We start from the raw sequence: 17,756 nt of genomic DNA, 5'->3' as shown, positions 1-17,756 counted from the left end.
TGAGGAGATACCACAATGACCATTTCCAAAGTGAATATCGACAATGCATCTGAGGCGGTCCCGCCGTTCCCTCGACCGGCCGAACCTGCTCACGTCATCAGCAGCGATGCGGAGGCGATTGCCATTGCAAAGACCTTGGCGGAAACATTCGTGACGGGATCAGCACAGCGGGACCGCGAACGGATATGGCCGATTGTCGAGCTTGACGCATTTTCCCAAAGCGGGCTCTGGTCGATTAATGTCCCCAAGAAATACGGTGGTCCTGAGGTTTCCTATGCAACACTGGCAAAGGTAATCGAAATTATCTCGGCTGCCGACTCCTCTATAGGCCAGATCGCGCAGAACCATCTTGGCGTTGTTGCTGCAATTCGTACTGTGTCGGATGAAGAACAGCAAAAGCTCCTGTTCGCGGAAGTGCTCAAAGGGACGCGTTTCGGCAATGCCTTTTCGGAGTTTGGATCAAAACGTGCGGCCGATTTCGAGACCCGTTTTACCGATCATGGGGACCATGTTCTCGTCAATGGCCAGAAGTTCTACTCCTCCGGCGCGTTGCTTGCTCATCTTGTGCCGATCGTGGCGCTCGATGATCTGGGACGCGCCTGGTACGCCATTGCCGAGCGCGGTGCGCCCGGTTTGAGTGTTGTTGATGACTGGACGAGTTTTGGCCAACGTACGACACTTTCCGGGACAGTCATCCTCAACAATGTCAAAGTGCCTAAGACGCACCTTGTGCCGGGCTATAAAGGATATGAGACACCGACGGCGGACGGTGCTGTTTTCCAGATCATTCAAGTAGCCGTTGATACAGGCATTGCGCAGGCGGCTATTGATGAAACGGTCAATTTCGTGCGCACGAAAAGCCGTGCCTGGGTCGACAGTGGTATTGAGAACGCATGGGACGATCCATACACGATTCAGGCAATCGGTGATCTTACCTTGCGTTTGCATGCGGCCCAGGCCCTTTTGGAGAAGGCGGGCTATGCCATAGATCGCGCCGTTGCCACTCCAAGCGCTGAGACTGTCGCGGAGGCTCAGATTGTCACGGCAGAAGCGAAAATTCTATCCACGGAAATTGCCATTGCTGCCACCAACAAACTCTTCGAGCTGGCGGGAACCCGCTCCACGCTTGCTGAACACAATCTGGACAGACACTGGCGCAATGCACGTACTCACACGTTGCACGATCCGGTTCGTTGGAAGTACGCGATTTTAGGCAAGTATTTCCTCAATGGCGAGAAACCGCCGCTGCACGCCTGGAGTTGATCGAAGTCAGGCCTAAACCTGCCTGAATCATGCCGTGGGACCACTCCTGAGTTTCTTTGTGGCACACCAATGCCAACTGGTATTGGTGTGCCATAGATCAAGATATTAGACCATGAAGTTGCTGCCACATAAGTTACCCTTAATTACTGTCGTCCAGTCGAGTGAACAGGCCGGTACCTGAATCGCCAGATGTGCAAAAGGGAAGTCTGTGCTGATGAGATCAATACGCGCTTCGACCAAGTCCGTAGGTCAGCGCTAAAGCTCCAACGAGCACCGCTCCTTTAACAAAATCCTGAGTGTAATAGGGGATGTTGAGCATGGTCAGTCCGTTCAGCAGCACCCCCACGAAAATCGCACCGATAACGGTACCAAAAACATTGGGACGGCGCAGACCGAGTACAGCGAAGCCGATCAGAGCTGCTGCGACCGAATCCATCAAAAGAGATCCACCAGATGATACATCACCACGCCCCACACGAGCGGCGATTATAATGCCACCTAGCGAGGCAAGCGTGCCCGAGATAACATAGGCGATAGTCTTGAGACGAGCCGTGGAGGCGCCGGCTAATCGTGTAGCCAGTTCGTTGCCACCCGCCGCGAAAAGTAGTCTTCCAACACGCGTGTTTTCCGTGAAAACGAAAAGCACGATTGCAGCGATGATCATGATGATGACCGGGATGGGGACAATGCCATAAAGACTGTATCGTCCGATCAATAAGAAATGGGGATCGTAAGTGCCCGTTGATGTCATCCCATTTGGCAAGATCAGTCCGGACGAAATGGAACGCCCTGCTGTTGGAATGAGTTGCAAGCCGGTCAGCAGAAACATCATCGCCAAAGTTGCCAGGAGGTCAGGGACACGCAGCTTCACGATGAGCAAAGCATTGGCGATGCCCACTGTAGCACCGAAGGCCAGTACGATCGGCAACGTCGCATAGACACCGAATCCCCAGACGATCATAGAGTAGCTTGCCATCATGACACTTGATGCTGCAACAGCACCAATGGATAGGTCAAAACCGCCGACAGCAAGCGTGATTGTGACACCCGCGCCGAGAATTGCGACTACCGATACCGCCTGCAGAATACTCATCAAATTGAGGACATTGATAAAGGCGGGCTGTGCGATAGCAAATCCCACGATCAGGACCGTAAGCAGGATAAAGATTGCTCCCTTTTGGGTCGCGCGTGATAGCCTTCTTGCGAAGGACCCTTTCTGCGCACGTGCATCATCACTATCGGACGAAAGAAGGTCCGTTTTCTGGTTGAAACCCGTCATGACGTTAACTTCTCCAGAGTGCTATAATCAGCATCAAKCGATGATTTCAGGCTGTGCCGTTCAATAAAAAGGACACGGTCGGCGACTTCAAAAGCTTCTTCGGGATCGGATGTTGCGATCAGGATGGCCCGATCTGTCCTGCTGCGGATTGCTCTTATAATGTCGTTTCGTGCGCCGATATCCACGCCTTGAAAAGGCTCATCGAGTAACAGCAATTTGCCCTGTTCCGCCTCCCAGCGGGCTAATACGGCTTTTTGCTGGTTGCCTCCCGAAAGGGTGTAAATTGGTGCAAACGGTCCGGATGCCTTTATACCCAGACGGATTATCGCACTTTGAGCTTCCCGTTGCTCGCGCTTGCCCAAAAGAAAACCGGAAGGGTACCATTTCGCCAGATGTGGCAAGCTGATCGTGTGAGCGAGCGTACTGCCTGGCCAATCGGTGGGTATCAGCGATGAGCGATGGCGATCTTCACCAGCCATAGCAACACCAGAGGCAAGGGCGCTGCCTGGACCCGTTGGTGCGTAGCGTTCACCATTGAGCAACATCTGGCCGTGTGCAAGCGGATGGAGTCCAAAAATAGTTGATAGAAGCCTGCTCTTACCCGCCCCAAGAACTCCGGTAATAGCAACGACCTCTCCCTTGTGCACCAACAGGTCGAATGGTTCAGTCTCCGATAAAAGCTGGGCATTGAGCATTGTAAGAATGGGCGCGCCCCGTGCTTCGCGCGCATCAACTCGCGCTGCGGAAAGTTTGCGGCCAATCATCGTTTCGATAGCGCTGTTGAAAGCGATGGGTCGTTCGAAAACGCCCGCAATCCTGCCACTGCGCATGACTACGGCACGGTCTGCCAACGCCTCCAAATCGGCAAGCCGGTGTGAAATATAAAGGATAGACAGGCCTTTGGCCTTGATCCGTAAAAGGGTGTCGTAAAGCCGTTTTGCTTCCCTTCCTGAGAGACTGGAAGTTGGCTCATCAAGAATCAGAAGCGAGGCGTTATTGGAAAGTGCCCGGGCGATAGCCACAAGTTGGCGATCGGCAGTAGAAAGTTCGGCAAAGTCGCGATTGAGTGGCAGGTCGAACCCGACCTCGTCAAGAATAGCATGGGCACGGCGTCTTACCCCGGATCTGCTGAGGAAGAAGGGATGGGAACGATTGGCATATTGATTAAGGAGCAGGATATCGGCAACTGTCAGCCCAGGGGCTCCGACACTATCCAATGATTGGTGAACGGTTGCGATACCTGCATGCACTGCTTCTGCTGGTGATTGCGGTGCAAACGCTACGCTCCTAAAGCGGATGGTTCCCTCATCAGCCGGAAACACGCCTGACAATATCTTGACAAGTGTGGATTTGCCGGCACCGTTTGCGCCCATCAGGGTGACAATTTCACCTTCATGAATTTGAAGATCTACATCAATCAAAGCGCGCGTGGAACCGAAAGAACGCGAAAGTTTGTCAATCTCCAACAGTGGCATAGGCTTTAGTATCCATCTGACGACACGAAAGTCATTCTCCAAAACACTGCAGGAATGTCTCACATGCAAGGGCCGCCGGATAGCGCGGATCGAAGAACCAGATTTCAAATATTCAGATGACGATGCAAGATTATACCGGAGCGCTACGTTCAAACAGCACACTCAGCCAAGAACCTATGAAAGCCATATCAGCACACCTTCATGTGCAATCGGCACGGGGCATTTCATTCCAATAATACTCCATCAAAGAACAACGTTTTTCGACGGTGCCTCAAAATTGGAACTGCATGATTATACAGGAACACCACAGTCGATATCTTGGTGATGCGAGGAAACATGGGACAGCGTTTTCCGCCGCCCTAATCAATGTCTGTCTTGAAGGAACGGAATCATGCAGCATCTGAATCGTCTTGGAATAGTTACAGGTGCGATATCATTTGGCCTTCTGGGCAGTGCCCTAGCAGCAGGTATTGAAGGAGCGCCTTCGCCTTTTGACAAAGGTGGCGTGCAAATCGCATTAATCTCCTACATTTCGGCGGGCGATTTTTTTCAATCCTATCAGGCCGGTGCCCAGGCGCAGGCAAAACAACTCGGAATTGATCTTCGTGTGTTTCCCGGCAGACAGAACGCCGCAGAGCAACGGGAGCAAATTCAACAAGCCATCAATCTTGGTGTGAAGGGAATTGTCATTGATCACGGTCTGCCAGAATCTATCGGTGACATTGTTCAACAGGCTATTGATGCCGGGATCAAAGTGGTTGCTTTTGATGTGAATCTCAACAATCCCGAAATACCGCAGGTGGAGCAGAGTGATCACGAATTGGCACGTCTTGCGCTTGAACAGGCTGTCAAGGACAATGGCAGCAGCTTCCAGGCCGGATATGCCTACGTTGCTGGTTTTGCTCCGCTTGATCGACGCAATGAAACATGGGAGACGTTTAAATCAAAAAATCCGGATGTTGTCGAAAAGGCCCGCTTTGGTATTGTGAGCGATACCACAGCAACGAGCACGTCCGATCAGGCCAAGGCAGCATTGGCTGCCAACCCCAAGATCACGGTCGTTTTCGCGCCTTACGATGAGTTCGCCCGCGGTGTGAAACTCGCTGCTCGTGATCTTGGTATCGCGGACAGAGTGAAGATTTACTCCGCCGACGTGTCGACGGCTGATATACAGGAAATTACTGAGGATGGCAGCCCCTGGGTCGCAACGGCCGCAACCAATCCGGCTGTTGTTGGAGCCGTCTCGATCCGCGCGATTGCTCTGAAGGTCGCCGGTTCCGTTGTCCCACGGCAGATTGTCGTCAAACCCGCACTCCTGACCCAAACAGCATTGCGTGAGGCAGGAGTCAAAACAATTGAGGATTTGGCTTCGAAGCTACCATCCTTCAGTACGAGCGATGCGGTGACGGCAGATTGGATTCCCGCCAAATTATATTAGGCGGCTCAGTTTGAGATGGCGATTGGCCCCAAGTAAAACTCTTGGGGCCAGTGTTCCGCTTGGCTATGCGGCTACTTTAGATCCCGGAACGCGGAGGTGCCGGTAATTGGCAGCTGGATGAGGTGCTTGCAGACGCGGGCCGGCACCGAACAGTTTTTCACGCAATGTGCCCGAACGATAATCGGTCTTATAGACACCGCGCTTTTGCAACTCCGGTACAAGCAGATTGACCACGTCCTCAAAGGTCTCCGGTGTCACCGCATAGGCAAGATTGAAACCATCGACATCAGTATCTTCGATCCATTCCTGCAAAAGGTCCGCGACGGTTGAAGGCGAACCAACAAAGACCGGACCGAAACCGCCAATCCCGACCCAGTCGGCCATCTCGCGCACGGTCCATGATTTGTTCGGATCAACCGTTGTAAATGTCTCAACAGCTGACTGCACAGCATCCGTATAGCGGTGACGCAATATTTCGTCCGGTGCGAACTGTCCGAAATCAATACCCGTCCAGCCGGAGATAAGGGTCAATGCACCTTCATACGATACGTACTTCCGGTACTCATCGAACTTGGCTTTTGCCTGCGCATCGGTTTCGCCCAGGATGACAGTCTGCAGATTGAATGTCAGGATTTCGCGCGGATTGCGTCCTGCTTCCTCAGCAGCCTGGCGGACATTGGCGACGTATTTTTTGAGAACAGATTTCGAGGGGGCCGCAACGAAAACGCACTCCGCATTCTGCCCTGCAAAATCTTTGCCTCGTTTGGATGCACCTGCCTGATAGAGTACTGGCGTGCGCTGCGGCGAGGGTTCGCACAGATGAATGCCAGGAACGTTGAAGTACTTGCCTTCATGACGTATCTCGTGAACTTTCGCAGGATCGGTGAAAATACCGGTTTCACGGTCGCGTAAAACTGCACCATCTTCCCAACTGCCTTCCCAGAGCTTGTAGCAAACTGCAAGATATTCCTCCGCTACATCATAGCGGTCATCATGTCTGGCCTGATTGCTCTGCCCCACATTGCGTGCGCCGCTTTCAAGATAAGAGGTGACGATGTTCCAGCCTGCTCGGCCTTTTGTCAGATGATCAAGCGTCGAAAGGCGACGTGCAAAGGTATAGGGGTGTTCGAAGGATAGCGAGGCAGTGAGACCAAAGCCGAGATGTTCCGTGGCATAGGCCATAGCCGGGATCAGTTGCAGGGGATCATTGACCGGCACCTGCGCCGAATGGCGAATGGCGGCGTCCTTACTGCCATTGAGAACGTCATAAATGCCGAGCACGTCCGCAATGAACAGGCCATCAAACTTGCCGCGCTCCAGCGTTTTTGCAAGATTCACCCAGTAGTCCAGGTCCTTATAGGTCCATGCCTGGTCGCGCGGATGACGCCAAAGGCCGGGTGACTGATGGCCCACGCAGTTCATGTCGAAAGCGTTGAGACGAATTTCACGGGTCATAGGGGAAACTCCGGTCAAAGGGCGCCATGGCGGGGAGGCACCACGTCGTTCAAAAGGTAATTGCCGACCACATGATATTTCCATCGAATAGGATCATGCAGGGTGTGGGTACGGGCATTACGCCAATGGCGATCGAGGTTGAGATCCGACTGAGTGGAACTTGTGCCTGCCAGTTCAAACAGGAGGTTGGTCGCCTGTATTGCTACCTCTGTTGTTAGAACCTTCGCCCCAGCAACCGCAACGGAGGCGGCGACAACATTCTCTTCGCTTGGATTGGCTTTAGCCTTGTCGACAAGATCGCCGGAACGGGCGAGCAGGGCGGTCGCCGCGTCAATACGGATAGCGAGATCGCCAACCCGCGCAATGGTGTGCGGGTCTTCGGAGGCGCGCTCGACGCCGCTGTCCATCCATGGGCGGGATTTGGTGCGGACGAAATCAATGGTTTCTTGCAAGGCAGCACGGGCAATGCCAAGATCAACACCTGCATGGATGATCTGGCCGACTGATCCGATGGTTGATGGCCGTTCGAAGCCTTTATGGTGCTGGACAACAGCACCTGCATCCACAATCACATCTTTAATGATGGTCGTGCCGCTGCCGGTGGTGCGCTGGCCGAAACCGGCCCAGTCATCGACAAGGGTAAGGCCGGGTGTATCGCGCGGCACAAACGACATGGTGATCTGATCCTGCGGATCAGTGGCAAAGATAACCACCCAATGCGCAAAGAGTACGCCAGTCGAATAGAATTTTTGCCCATTGATGCGGTATCGCGAACCATCCGGTACGATGCGGGTATTATAATGCGCGACGGTCTTTGTACCCTTCTCTGACAGGGCGTTGCCGAACCGGTCGCCTTGTAGCACACGGTCGAAGAAGAAGGCTTGCTGTTCCCGTGTGCCATCCACGCGCAAGGCTTCGAGAATGTAGAAATGGTTCTGGGGTATCTGCCCGATAGAAGGATCAGCTTCGGAGAGAATTGCCGTCACTTCCGCCAGCGTCGCAGTATTAACATCAATACCGCCAAACTCTTTTGGAACAGTGATGGCGAGCAGACCGGATCGTGAGAGAGTTTCCAGCTCTTGATGGGGAAGCTGCCTTTGACGGTCGCGCTCGGCCGCTCCCTTGGCGAATTCCGCAGCCAACCGTTTTGCGGTCTCCAACGCTTCCTGATCACCGGCAACACGATGTGCTCCGACGGCGGATGCATCGCTTAGGTTGAAGCGTTGAAGCGGTATACTCGTCATCGGATTCTTCTCTTGATGCTTGTGGGCAATGAGCGTGCTTTCGCTGGTGCAGAGTTTTCTTTGTACGGGGTAAAGTTGGAAGAAACGAATTTCTATAAATTGGGACAATCACGCAAAACGCGTTGGAGATCATGAAAGCGGCCGGGCAAAAGCAATTTCCAATACCAAGCATGTGGGCGCTGTCATACGCCTTAAATGGAGGCTGATCCGGAATATCGATGTGACTCCTGCCTCAAAATGAGGACCGTTTTTCCTGACGCCAGCCAAGCGGGAAAAGTTTAATCTCGATTAAATGAGTAGAGTAACTACCCTGATAGCCAGATTGATAATGCCGGCCATTTATCGAGCTGGGCCAAAATGGGTATCAGGAGACAGTAATGAGCGAAATAAAAAATTCCGCACTGGCGATCGGCCGTCGCAACCTACTCAAGGCTGGTCTGGCCGCTGGTGCGACGCTCGCTGTTGCCAATGCCGGATTGCTTGGCGCAAGCAGCGGTGCAGTCGCCGCCGAAGAAGAGATACCTTCGCTCAAAGGCAAGCGTATTGCCATCAGCGCTACCGGTACGGATCATCATTTTGACCTGACGGCCTATAATGCCCAGATCGATGAAGTGAAGAAGCTGGGTGGTGAGCCCATTGCCGTTGATGCGCAGCGCAACGATACCAAGCTTGTCTCGCAGTTGCAGACGCTGATCGCACAGCGACCCGATGCGCTGGTGCAGTTGCTGGGAACGCTGACCGTCGTTGATCCGTGGTTGAAGCGCGCGAAGGATGCCAAGATACCGGTCTTTACCATCGACGTTGGCACGCCCAATTCACTCAACAACACTACATCGGACAACTGGCGCATTGGTTCCGACCTTGCTCTGCAATTGGTGTCTGATATTGGTGGTGCTGGAAATATTGTGGTGTTTAACGGCTTCTATGGCGTCGTGCCCTGCGCTATCCGTTATGACCAGTTGAAAGCTGTGATCAAATATTATCCCGATGTAAAAATCATCGAACCGGAGCTACGGGATGTCATCCCGAACACCGTTCAGGATGCGTTCAGCCAGATCACGGCGATCCTCAACAAATATCCGGAAAAGGGGTCGATCAAGGCGATCTGGTCTGCCTGGGACATTCCCCAGTTAGGCGCTACACAGGCTTTGGTCGCTGCAGGCCGCACGGAAATCAGCACCTATGGTGTCGATGGCAGCCCGGAAGTTTTGCAACTGGTTCGCGATCCGAATTCACCGGCCGCAGGCAATGCAGCACAGCAACCGGAAGAGATCGGCCGTACGGCTATCCGCAATGTGGCGCGCTACCTCGCCGGGCAGAAATTACCGCGTGAGACCTACGTTCCCGCCCTCATCGCCAACAAGAAGAATATCGAGGAAGTCACCAAGACCCTGCGTCTCGGTTGATGGCGGTTGATGAATGAGCCCGGTAGCGGACAACGGCAAATATGCCCTGAGATTGCGTGGATTGGTCAAGCGCTTCGGCGGCGTCGAGGCGCTGTCGGGTGCTACGCTTGAGGTCGAGCGTGGCACTGTCCATGGGTTAATCGGCCAGAATGGTGCAGGAAAATCCACCCTGATCAAGATCCTCGCGGGTCTCTATCAACCGGATGAAGGCTCCATCGAAATCAACAACATCAGTCATAGGCGTTTGTCAGCGTATGAGGTGGAGAAGCTCGGTATCCACTTCATTCATCAGGATCGTCTGCTGGTGCCAAGTTTTACCGTTGGCGAGTCGCTGTTTCTCGGGCGAGAGCCGCGTTTGGCGGGGCTGCCTTTTCTCGATCGACGGACGATCCGCAAACGAGCCGAGGAAATTCTCGACAAGTATTTCAAGCTGAAGCTTCCGGCCAATGTGCTCATCAGTGAACTGACCGCTGCACAAAAGCAGATTGTACAGATCACTCGAGCATTGCTGGATAAACCATCCATCCTTGTTTTTGACGAACCAACTGCGGCACTGGTGCGGCGCGAGGCGGATATCCTGTTTGATCTTATTCGGCGGCTGCGTGCTGACGGCATCACGATTATCTATATCTCCCACTATCTCAACGAGATCGAAGCACTTTGTGACCGCGCGACGATCCTTCGTAATGGCAAGGATGTAGCCACCATCGATCCGCGCGCCACACCGGCATCAAAAATTGCCTCACTGATGGTGGCGCGGGACATTGAAGAAATGTTCCCCAAGATATCCGTGACAATCGGTGAGCCGGTTCTGACCGCCAAAGCGCTTTCCAAGGCTGGAAAATTTCAGAACGTCTCCTTGGATATCAGGCAAGGCGAGATTGTCGGTCTCACAGGATTGCTCGGGTCCGGTGCCAAGGATCTCGTGCGCGTGCTCTTCGGGCTTGAAGCGGCCGATACCGGCGAGATTACAATCGAAGGCGAAAAGGGGCGACCGCGCTCTCCTGTTGCGGCAGTGGCCAAACGTCTGGCGTTGGTACCGGAAGACCGTCGGGGTGATGGTGTGGCCCTCGGCCTGAGCGTTGCGGAAAACATTACCCTTGCCAGTTTGAAACGTTTCACCGGATTTGGATTTCTCAAAAGAGATGAAGAACATACTGAAGTGGACAGGCTTATTGAGCAACTGGCGATCAAGACCAATGGCCGCTTTGCACCCGCTTGCACTTTAAGTGGCGGTAATCAGCAGAAGGTGGCACTCGCCAAGTGGCTGAGCCGGAAATCAACCCTCTATATCCTCGATGAGCCGACTGTTGGTGTCGATATTGGTTCGAAGGTCGAGATTTATAACCTTATCGGTAAACTTGCCGAACGCGGTGCTGGAATCCTTATTCTCTCCAGTGATCTTCCTGAACTTATCGGGATAACGGATCGTATTCTTGTTCTCTATCGGGGGGCTGTTGTTCGTGAGTTCCAGTCATCGGAAGCGACACCCGATGAAGTCCTTGCCGAGGCGACGGGCGCATTGATCCAGCACTATGGAGAACAGCGCCATGTCAGCTGATATTGATACATTGTCCGACTTCAGTTCAGGGAATGACGGCGCCCGGCGCTTTGCGCGCTGGCTCGCAGGGTTTGCCTTGCGCGGTGGTTCGATACTGGCCTTTGCTGCGCTACTGATCTTCTTCTCGATCACCGCACCATTCTTCTTCACACTGGGTAATATTGGCAATGTGTTGGGGCAGTCGGCCATTCTCGGCGTGTTGGCGATTGGCCTGACAATCGTCATCATTGGCGGCGGCGCCAATGTCGTGAAGGGCGGTATCGATCTCTCACTTGCGGCCAATCTCGGTTTGAGCGCGGCTGTTTATGCAACGCTGGTTTCCACTGGCCATGGCGACGGCGTGGCGATTGCCGGTGCGCTGTTGACCGGCGGTCTGATTGGTCTCGTCAACGCAATTGCCATTGTCATCTTTGGTATCGTCCCCCTGCTGGCAACATTGGCAGTCATGAATGTCGTGGCCGGGCTGGAGCTGGTACTGACGCAGAATACAGTGGTTTCGGCCGCGTCGGACTTTCTGTCTGTGCTTTCCAACTATGGCCCGTTTGACATTCCTGTTCTGGCCTATGTGCTGATCATTTTCACCATTATTGCGGCCGGTATTGTGCAGTACACACCCTTGGGGTTGCGACTCTACGCGGTGGGTGCCTTTCCTGAAGCTGCAAGAGCGGCAGGACTGCCGGTCAAACGCATCGTTGCCGGCAGTTACATCGCCAGTGGATTATGTGGCGGATTAGCCGGAATATTGTCCGTTTCCTACCTCAGTGGTTCAACCACGGGTGCGGGGGAGATGCTGCTTCCTGTTGTGGTGACGGCGCTCCTGAGTGTCGTGTTTTCCCGGCGGCTTGTCCCAACAATTGGCGGTACACTGTTATCGACTTTGCTAGTCGGCTTCCTGACCAATGGCTTCCAGCTTCTCAATATTTCGAGCACACTCGTGAGTGGCATTCAGGGCATCCTCATACTTCTGGTCGTGGCAGCGACATCATTGCAGCGTGGCAAAGGGGTGGCGTGAGATGAGTGTGTTCGCAAATCCGGATCGCCGCCTCTTTACCCCGCAGTTCATCGGACAGGTCCTGCTGCGCTATGCGGTCATCGCCGCGCTTGCCGGGGTCTTTGCCTTCTTCTCGTTCGCCACGACGACATTTCTGACATCAGCAAATCTGACCAGTATCCTCGTCAATAATTTTACGCTGCTCGCCATTGTCGCCGTCGCTATGACCTTCGCCGTCTCGGCCGGTGGCATTGATCTTTCGGTTGGAACATCTGTCGATTTTGCCAGCTTCGCTTTTGTCTCGTTGGTGCTCGCCGGTTATCCCGTGGGTTTGGCCATCCTTGCTGCGCTTGTCAGCGGCGCATTGGTTGGGCTGTTCAATGCATTGCTGATATCAGGTGTCGGAATAACGCCATTTCTTGCGACGCTTGGAACGCTATTTATCGGCCGCAGTACCCAGCAATTGCTAACCAACGGCGGCAATCCGGTCTATCTGCCACAGACCGGGATTTCCCCCCTGTTCCGCTTTATTGGTCATGGTCATATTCTCGGTATTCCGGTGCCTCTGATCATCGTTGGTTTGTTGATCATGATCACATCAATCGTCCTGCTGCGCACACGCTTTGGCCGAGTGGTTCTGGCAATCGGTGTGCAGCAGAGTGTAGCGCGCTATTCCGGCCTGAGAGTGCCGGGGCACATTGGACTGGTCTATGTGATCAGTGGCTTTATCGCGGCAATTGCAGGCATCATCCTAACGTCAACCGTCTCGGTTTATATCCCCAACTCAGGTGGAGCGTTCATGCTCAATGCCATTGGCGCGACTTTTATCGGCACCACGCTCAGCCGTGAGGGGCGTCCAAACATACCCGGCACTATGCTTGGCGTTCTGCTGCTTAGCATTGTCGCTAATGGCTTGCTCCTGACGGGCCTTAGTTTCTATTGGCAGCAGGTCGGTACCGGCTTGCTGATTTTTATCGTGCTTGCCGCCAGTTTTCTCAATCGGCGCGGGCGCGGCGATTGATTTTCCCTCTCGACAAAGGTGTCTCATGTCCGACCGCTCATCTCTGAAACTTATTCACCCAGCTTCGGCGACCTATGACGATTTTGCCGCTCGAGCCATTGCCATTGCCGCAGAACTTGCAAAAGCGGGGGCGGAGCGTGATCGGGAGGCAGGTGTGCCCAAAGCCGAAATCGACACATTACGTAAAGCAGGGCTCCTCACGGCTTTGCACCCAACAGAAATTGGTGGCGGCGGCATCCGTTGGGCGGAGGCATTGCGGCTGGTGCGGATCATTTCGCGCGGCGAAAGTTCCATCGGCCAATTGCTCGGCTACCATTACGTCAACGCCTATGTACCCTATATCGCCGCTGATGAGGCGAGAGCCCGTGCGCTTGGGATCGAAACTGTCGAGAAGGGGCACTATTGGGGTGCTGTGGTCAATCCGCGTGATGCGGGGTTGACGCTGACCCGCGCGGCAGAAGGGTATCGTCTCAACGGCCGCAAGACATTCAGCACGGCGGCTCATATTTCCGACCGCATCAACGTGATTGCGCTGCTGGATGGCGACATTGCCAGTCTGGTGCTACCGACAGACCGTCCAGGTTATTTTCCTGGGGGCGACTGGGACAATATCGGTCAGCGCCTGTCTGATAGCGGTAGTGTCGAGTTTCGTGATTATGCAGTGACGGAAGCGGACTTCCTTGTACCCCTTGCTGCGCCCGAAGCGCCATTACCACCGCTTGCCACATTCAACACACCGCTGATCCAGCTGGTATTTGTCAATTTCTATCTTGGTACTGCTGAAGGTGCTCTGGCGCAGGCGCTGGACTATGTGCGCACGACGACAAAACCGTGGGAAACATCGGGTGTCAGTCGTGCCGCCGATGACCCCTATATTCTTGAACGGTTCGGCGAATTTTCCGCAAGCTTGAAGGCATCAGCTGCTCTCGCGGAAAACGCGGCACTCTCTGTGCAGGCAGCTCTTGCAAAGGGCCATTCCGTCACGGAGCAGGAACGGGGTGAGGCCGCCATCGAAGCCTACCATGCCAAGGTGCACGCAACACATGTGGCGCTGGAAATCACCGCGCGTATTTTTGAATTAATGGGTGCCCGTGCAACCGCGTCCCGTTATGGCTTTGATCGTTTCTGGCGCAATGTTCGTACTCACACATTGCACGACCCGGTTTTTTACAAGGCGCGCGAGGTTGGCAATTTCGTGCTGAACGGCGAGATACCGTTGGTCAGCCTTTACAGCTGAACGAGAGATAAGCGCGAGGCAGGCGTCAAAATTTACGAGACCTGCCTTTGCACTGCCGAACGTGTCCGAATGATCTGACCTTTGATCGCTTCGGCGATGAACTCAGCGTAGCGGGTTACTTCCGGTACACCCATCAACTCGCCAAAGGCACCACGTGCCAGCGGTCCGCCGATGTACAAAGTTTCGGTAGGCCTCCCTTCGATACTGATGGCTTGGCCGGTCCGCGCAGTGTGCAGACCCAGCCCGACAGGATCGGCGCTAAGTAAGCCCTGTTCAAACAGCGCGCCAATCAATGGGCTCTCGCTTGCCAGCGTTGCATGGGCGGGTCCGGTGGTAATGACAATTGCATCAAAGCGTTCAGTTTCAACGGTGGTGTTGTGCCGTTGCCGATAGCTCACGTTAAAACCTTCAGCGATCATTGAAGCTGAATGCAGTGAGGCGGGAAGGATAACAAGCGTGCCGTCACGCAAACGCTGGTCGAGGACTGCTTCCACTTGCGGAGCGATCCGAAACCGATGCACATCCCATAGGGATCGCAAATGCCGGACCAGCCGCCGCCGTTCATCCGTAGGAAGAACATTCCAGATAGACGGAGCTTGGTCGCGAAGGGCATCAAGAACCCAATGCCAGGTTAATCCCTCATTCTCAGCCCGTTTCAATGTTTGCCTGATATTGCGCAACAGGGCGCTGGCGGTGACATCGTTCCCGAACGTGCCATAGGGAGTGACGGGAACAACAGCATGTCCACGGGAACGATAACCGTGGCGCGACAGGGCCGTGATCAAACCGTGGTGGCCGCGTTTGTCGAGTGAAGCAATAATATCGGCAGCTGTGAGACCGGTGCCAACGATGAGGACCGAATGGTGCGCCTCAATTGTTGCAAGCGCATTTTCGGAATAGGGGTCCGGCACAAAACGTTGTTCCCCTTTCAGGTGCAGCAAAGTGGCTGGTACAGTCGGCAGCGGATGTGTCGTTGCAATGACAATAATATCGGCGCTGCGAATATTCCCGTCGGCAAGGACAATGGCGTAGCGCCCGTCGGCAAGTGCAATCGCCAATGCCTTGGCCCTGACGTGCTGGACTTGCCCGGTTTTAAGGAAGGGCTCAATGTGGTCATGAACATAGCGTCCGAATACGGAGCGTTGCGGAAAGTCATCGCCCCTGGCTGTTCGGGCAAGGCTGTCTTCACGACTGGCGCTGTCATGTACCAACCATCGGCAAAAATGGTCCGGCTCCGCAGATACCATCGTCATTTTGGCCGCGGGTACGTTAATCCGGTGTGCGGGATCAGTGGTGGAGTAGGCGAGGCCTCCGCCCAGCATTTCCCGTGGTTCTACAACAACAATCTCGATCTCGTTCTGGGAGATCTGTTTTGCCAGATGATAGGCGATGGCCGCTCCAGAGAAGCCGCCGCCAATGATCGCCACAACAGGTGGCTGTGTCACGATTGGCTTGCCCGCAGAGTTGCGGGACGATGATCTCCCGCAACGGTTTCGCCAAACGGGCCCATATTGACCGAGGTAGCACTTGTCCGGATCGCATGATCAAGCGGCAGGTTCGGGAGTACCAGCTCGCCGAAGCGATAAGCTTCTTCCAGATGCGGATAACCCGATAAGATAAAGGTATCGATGCCGATGCGCCGGTACTCGTCCATACGCTCGGCCACCGTTGCCGCATCACCAACGAGCGCTGTTCCAGCACCACCCCGCACGAGCCCGACGCCAGCCCAGAGATTGGGACTGACTTCCAGTTGATCGCGGCGCCCGCCATGCAACTTGCTCATACGCGATTGACCAACGGAGTCCATGCGAGCGAAGACCTTTTGCGCGGCAGCAATGGTATCATCATCAAGCTTGCTGATCAGCTTTTCAGCGGCGGCCCAGGCTTCATCATTGGTTTCACGTACAATCACATGCAGACGAATGCCGAAGCTGACCTTGCGTCCGGCTTTTTGCGCCAGTGTATTGACGCTGTTTATCTTTTCCGCAACAGCAGACGGCGGTTCGCCCCAGGTGAGATATTTGTCGATCTGTTCGGCGGCAACGGCATTGGCCGCTTCCGATGAACCGCCGAAATAAAGCGGCGGATGTGGCGTCTGATGTGGGGGGAACAGCAACCGACCATCCTCGATCTTGAAATGCTTCCCGGTGAATTCCACCGTTTCACCGCGTAAAACGGCCTTGTAGATATCGAGAAATTCGCGGGTGACTTCGTAGCGTTCGTCGTGAGAAAGAAAAATGCCATCGCCTTTGTTCTCTACCGGGTCGCCTCCCGTCACGACGTTGATCAGCAGCCGGCCTTCTGAAATACGGTCCAGCGTGGCCGTCATGCGAGCGGCCAGAGTGGGCGATTGCAGGCCTGGGCGCACGGCCACAAGAAAGCGCAACTGTTTTGTCAATGGAGCGAGTGCCGAAGCAACGACCCAGCTATCCTCGCAACTGCGACCGGTAGGCAGAAGGACGCCGTAGTAACCGAGCGTATCGGCCGCTTGTGCCACTTGCTGAAGGTAAGGAAGGTCAACTGCCCTTCCGCCTTCCGATGTACCAAGATATTGGCTGTCGCCATGCGTGGGTAGAAACCACAGAACCTTGATTTTGTCTGAAATGATGGTGGTCATCGTCAATCCTTATAAGACTTCAGGAAGCAATTTTGTGCGAAATGAGCGTGGTATTGAGCGAGCGAAGGATGTCACGCTTCACTTTCTCGAATTCAGGCGAGAGGCGGTCACGCCGGCGCGGCAAGTTGATACGGAACGTTTCTGCAATACGCCCCGGATATGGTCGCATCACTGCGATGCGATCAGCGAGAAATAGCGCTTCCTCAATATCGTGCGTGACCAGCACGAGAGTCGGCCGGCTCTCATTCCAAAGCTCCAATAAATGTTCCTGCAACTCCGCACGGGTGAAGGCGTCGAGCGCCGAAAAGGGCTCGTCCAGCAGAAGAACGTGTGGACGTGTAACAAGTGCCCGGGCCAGTGCTGTGCGTTGGGCCTGACCTCCTGACAGTTCCTTGGGCCAGTATGTAGCAAAGCGAGAAAGCCCCACCTTTTCAAGCGCTTCATCAATACGCTGTTTTTTCAATTCCGTGTTCGGTTCATTCAACCCAAAGCCGACATTGTCGGCGACATTCAGCCATGGAAGCAGTCGTGGTTCTTGAAAGACAAGACCGATATAGGGATGTGGCTTGATGATCGTCACGCCATCGACGCTGACTATCCCACCTGTTGCCGTATCGAGCCCTGAGATCAATCGCAGCAATGTGCTCTTGCCACAACCGGAACCGCCGACAATGCCGAAGATTTCTCCGTCCTCGACTTTGAGCGTTATGTTATCGAGTGCTTGAGTGCCATTGAGATAAATTTTACTGATGGCATTGACTTGAAGCAT

At 54.3% G+C, this 17,756-nt stretch carries 14 protein-coding genes; 7 read left to right on the top strand and 7 right to left on the bottom strand.

The window, feature by feature from the left end; all coding sequences use genetic code 11:
* Positions 1–15: 15 nt before the first annotated feature.
* Complete coding sequence (locus tag AB4Y96_RS12825; protein WP_441917787.1) at positions 16–1,263, top strand: SfnB family sulfur acquisition oxidoreductase; 1,248 nt, start codon at positions 16–18, stop codon at positions 1,261–1,263.
* Between the two features lie 220 nt (positions 1,264–1,483).
* Here the strand turns inward: AB4Y96_RS12825 and AB4Y96_RS12820 are convergent, their stop codons facing one another.
* Together AB4Y96_RS12820 and AB4Y96_RS12815 are read right to left on the bottom strand one after the other, a co-directional pair.
* Positions 1,484–2,542 carry an ABC transporter permease gene (locus AB4Y96_RS12820; RefSeq protein ID WP_441917785.1) on the bottom strand — a complete coding sequence of 353 codons (1,059 nt, stop codon included), beginning with the start codon at positions 2,540–2,542 and terminating at the stop codon, positions 1,484–1,486.
* Entirely contained in the window at positions 2,539–4,017 is a 1,479-nt protein-coding gene (locus tag AB4Y96_RS12815) for a sugar ABC transporter ATP-binding protein (protein ID WP_441917783.1), read from the bottom strand. Before AB4Y96_RS12815 ends, AB4Y96_RS12820 begins: the two co-directional genes overlap by 4 nt.
* A 391-nt stretch (positions 4,018–4,408) precedes the next feature.
* On the opposite strand from AB4Y96_RS12815, the gene AB4Y96_RS12810 reads away from it, so the two are divergent.
* On the top strand, positions 4,409–5,455 hold the full coding sequence (locus AB4Y96_RS12810) for a substrate-binding domain-containing protein (RefSeq protein WP_441917781.1): 1,047 nt from the start codon (positions 4,409–4,411) through the stop codon (positions 5,453–5,455).
* A 63-nt stretch (positions 5,456–5,518) separates the two neighbouring features.
* On the opposite strand, the gene AB4Y96_RS12805 is transcribed toward AB4Y96_RS12810, so the two are convergent.
* Positions 5,519–6,910: an LLM class flavin-dependent oxidoreductase gene (locus AB4Y96_RS12805; protein ID WP_441917779.1), complete on the bottom strand. Its 1,392-nt coding sequence runs from the start codon at positions 6,908–6,910 to the stop codon at positions 5,519–5,521.
* Positions 6,911–6,924: 14 nt separating this feature from the next.
* The gene (locus AB4Y96_RS12800; RefSeq protein ID WP_441917777.1) at positions 6,925–8,154 is read right to left on the bottom strand and encodes an SfnB family sulfur acquisition oxidoreductase; all 1,230 of its coding nucleotides are present in this window, start codon (positions 8,152–8,154) and stop codon (positions 6,925–6,927) included.
* A 377-nt stretch (positions 8,155–8,531) separates the two neighbouring features.
* On the opposite strand from AB4Y96_RS12800, the gene AB4Y96_RS12795 reads away from it, so the two are divergent.
* Genes AB4Y96_RS12795 through AB4Y96_RS12775 form a run of 5 tightly spaced genes read left to right on the top strand, consistent with a single transcriptional unit; the run spans position 8,532 to position 14,370 of the window.
* Positions 8,532–9,560, top strand: a complete 1,029-nt coding sequence (locus tag AB4Y96_RS12795) for a sugar ABC transporter substrate-binding protein (RefSeq protein WP_441917775.1) — start codon at positions 8,532–8,534, stop codon at positions 9,558–9,560.
* A gap of 13 nt (positions 9,561–9,573) precedes the next feature.
* Positions 9,574–11,121, top strand: coding sequence for a sugar ABC transporter ATP-binding protein (locus AB4Y96_RS12790; RefSeq protein WP_441917773.1), 1,548 nt, complete (start codon positions 9,574–9,576; stop codon positions 11,119–11,121).
* Positions 11,111–12,133, top strand: a complete 1,023-nt coding sequence (locus AB4Y96_RS12785) for an ABC transporter permease (RefSeq protein WP_441917771.1) — start codon at positions 11,111–11,113, stop codon at positions 12,131–12,133. Before AB4Y96_RS12790 ends, AB4Y96_RS12785 begins: the two co-directional genes overlap by 11 nt.
* 1 nt (position 12,134) lies before the next feature.
* Entirely contained in the window at positions 12,135–13,133 is a 999-nt protein-coding gene (locus AB4Y96_RS12780) for an ABC transporter permease (protein ID WP_441917769.1), read from the top strand.
* 25 nt (positions 13,134–13,158) lie between these two features.
* Positions 13,159–14,370, top strand: a complete 1,212-nt coding sequence (locus tag AB4Y96_RS12775) for an acyl-CoA dehydrogenase family protein (protein ID WP_441917768.1) — start codon at positions 13,159–13,161, stop codon at positions 14,368–14,370.
* 32 nt (positions 14,371–14,402) lie between these two features.
* On the opposite strand, the gene AB4Y96_RS12770 is transcribed toward AB4Y96_RS12775, so the two are convergent.
* The 3 genes from AB4Y96_RS12770 to AB4Y96_RS12760 are packed head-to-tail and all read right to left on the bottom strand — an operon-like array spanning position 14,403 to position 17,756.
* On the bottom strand, positions 14,403–15,815 hold the full coding sequence (locus tag AB4Y96_RS12770; protein ID WP_441917767.1) for an FAD/NAD(P)-binding protein: 1,413 nt from the start codon (positions 15,813–15,815) through the stop codon (positions 14,403–14,405).
* Positions 15,812–16,987, bottom strand: coding sequence for an FMNH2-dependent alkanesulfonate monooxygenase (gene ssuD, locus AB4Y96_RS12765; protein ID WP_091884388.1), 1,176 nt, complete (start codon positions 16,985–16,987; stop codon positions 15,812–15,814). The genes AB4Y96_RS12770 and ssuD overlap by 4 nt, the downstream gene beginning before the upstream one ends.
* Positions 16,988–17,006: 19 nt before the next feature.
* Positions 17,007–17,756, bottom strand: a complete 750-nt coding sequence (locus tag AB4Y96_RS12760) for an ABC transporter ATP-binding protein (protein WP_091884390.1) — start codon at positions 17,754–17,756, stop codon at positions 17,007–17,009.

It is taken from the genome of Phyllobacterium sp. TAF24 (genome assembly GCF_052113785.1).
Classification (GTDB): Bacteria; Pseudomonadota; Alphaproteobacteria; order Rhizobiales; family Rhizobiaceae; genus Phyllobacterium.
The sequence above is the reverse complement of the archived record's forward strand: the minus strand, read 5'-3'. Positions and strand labels throughout refer to the sequence as shown.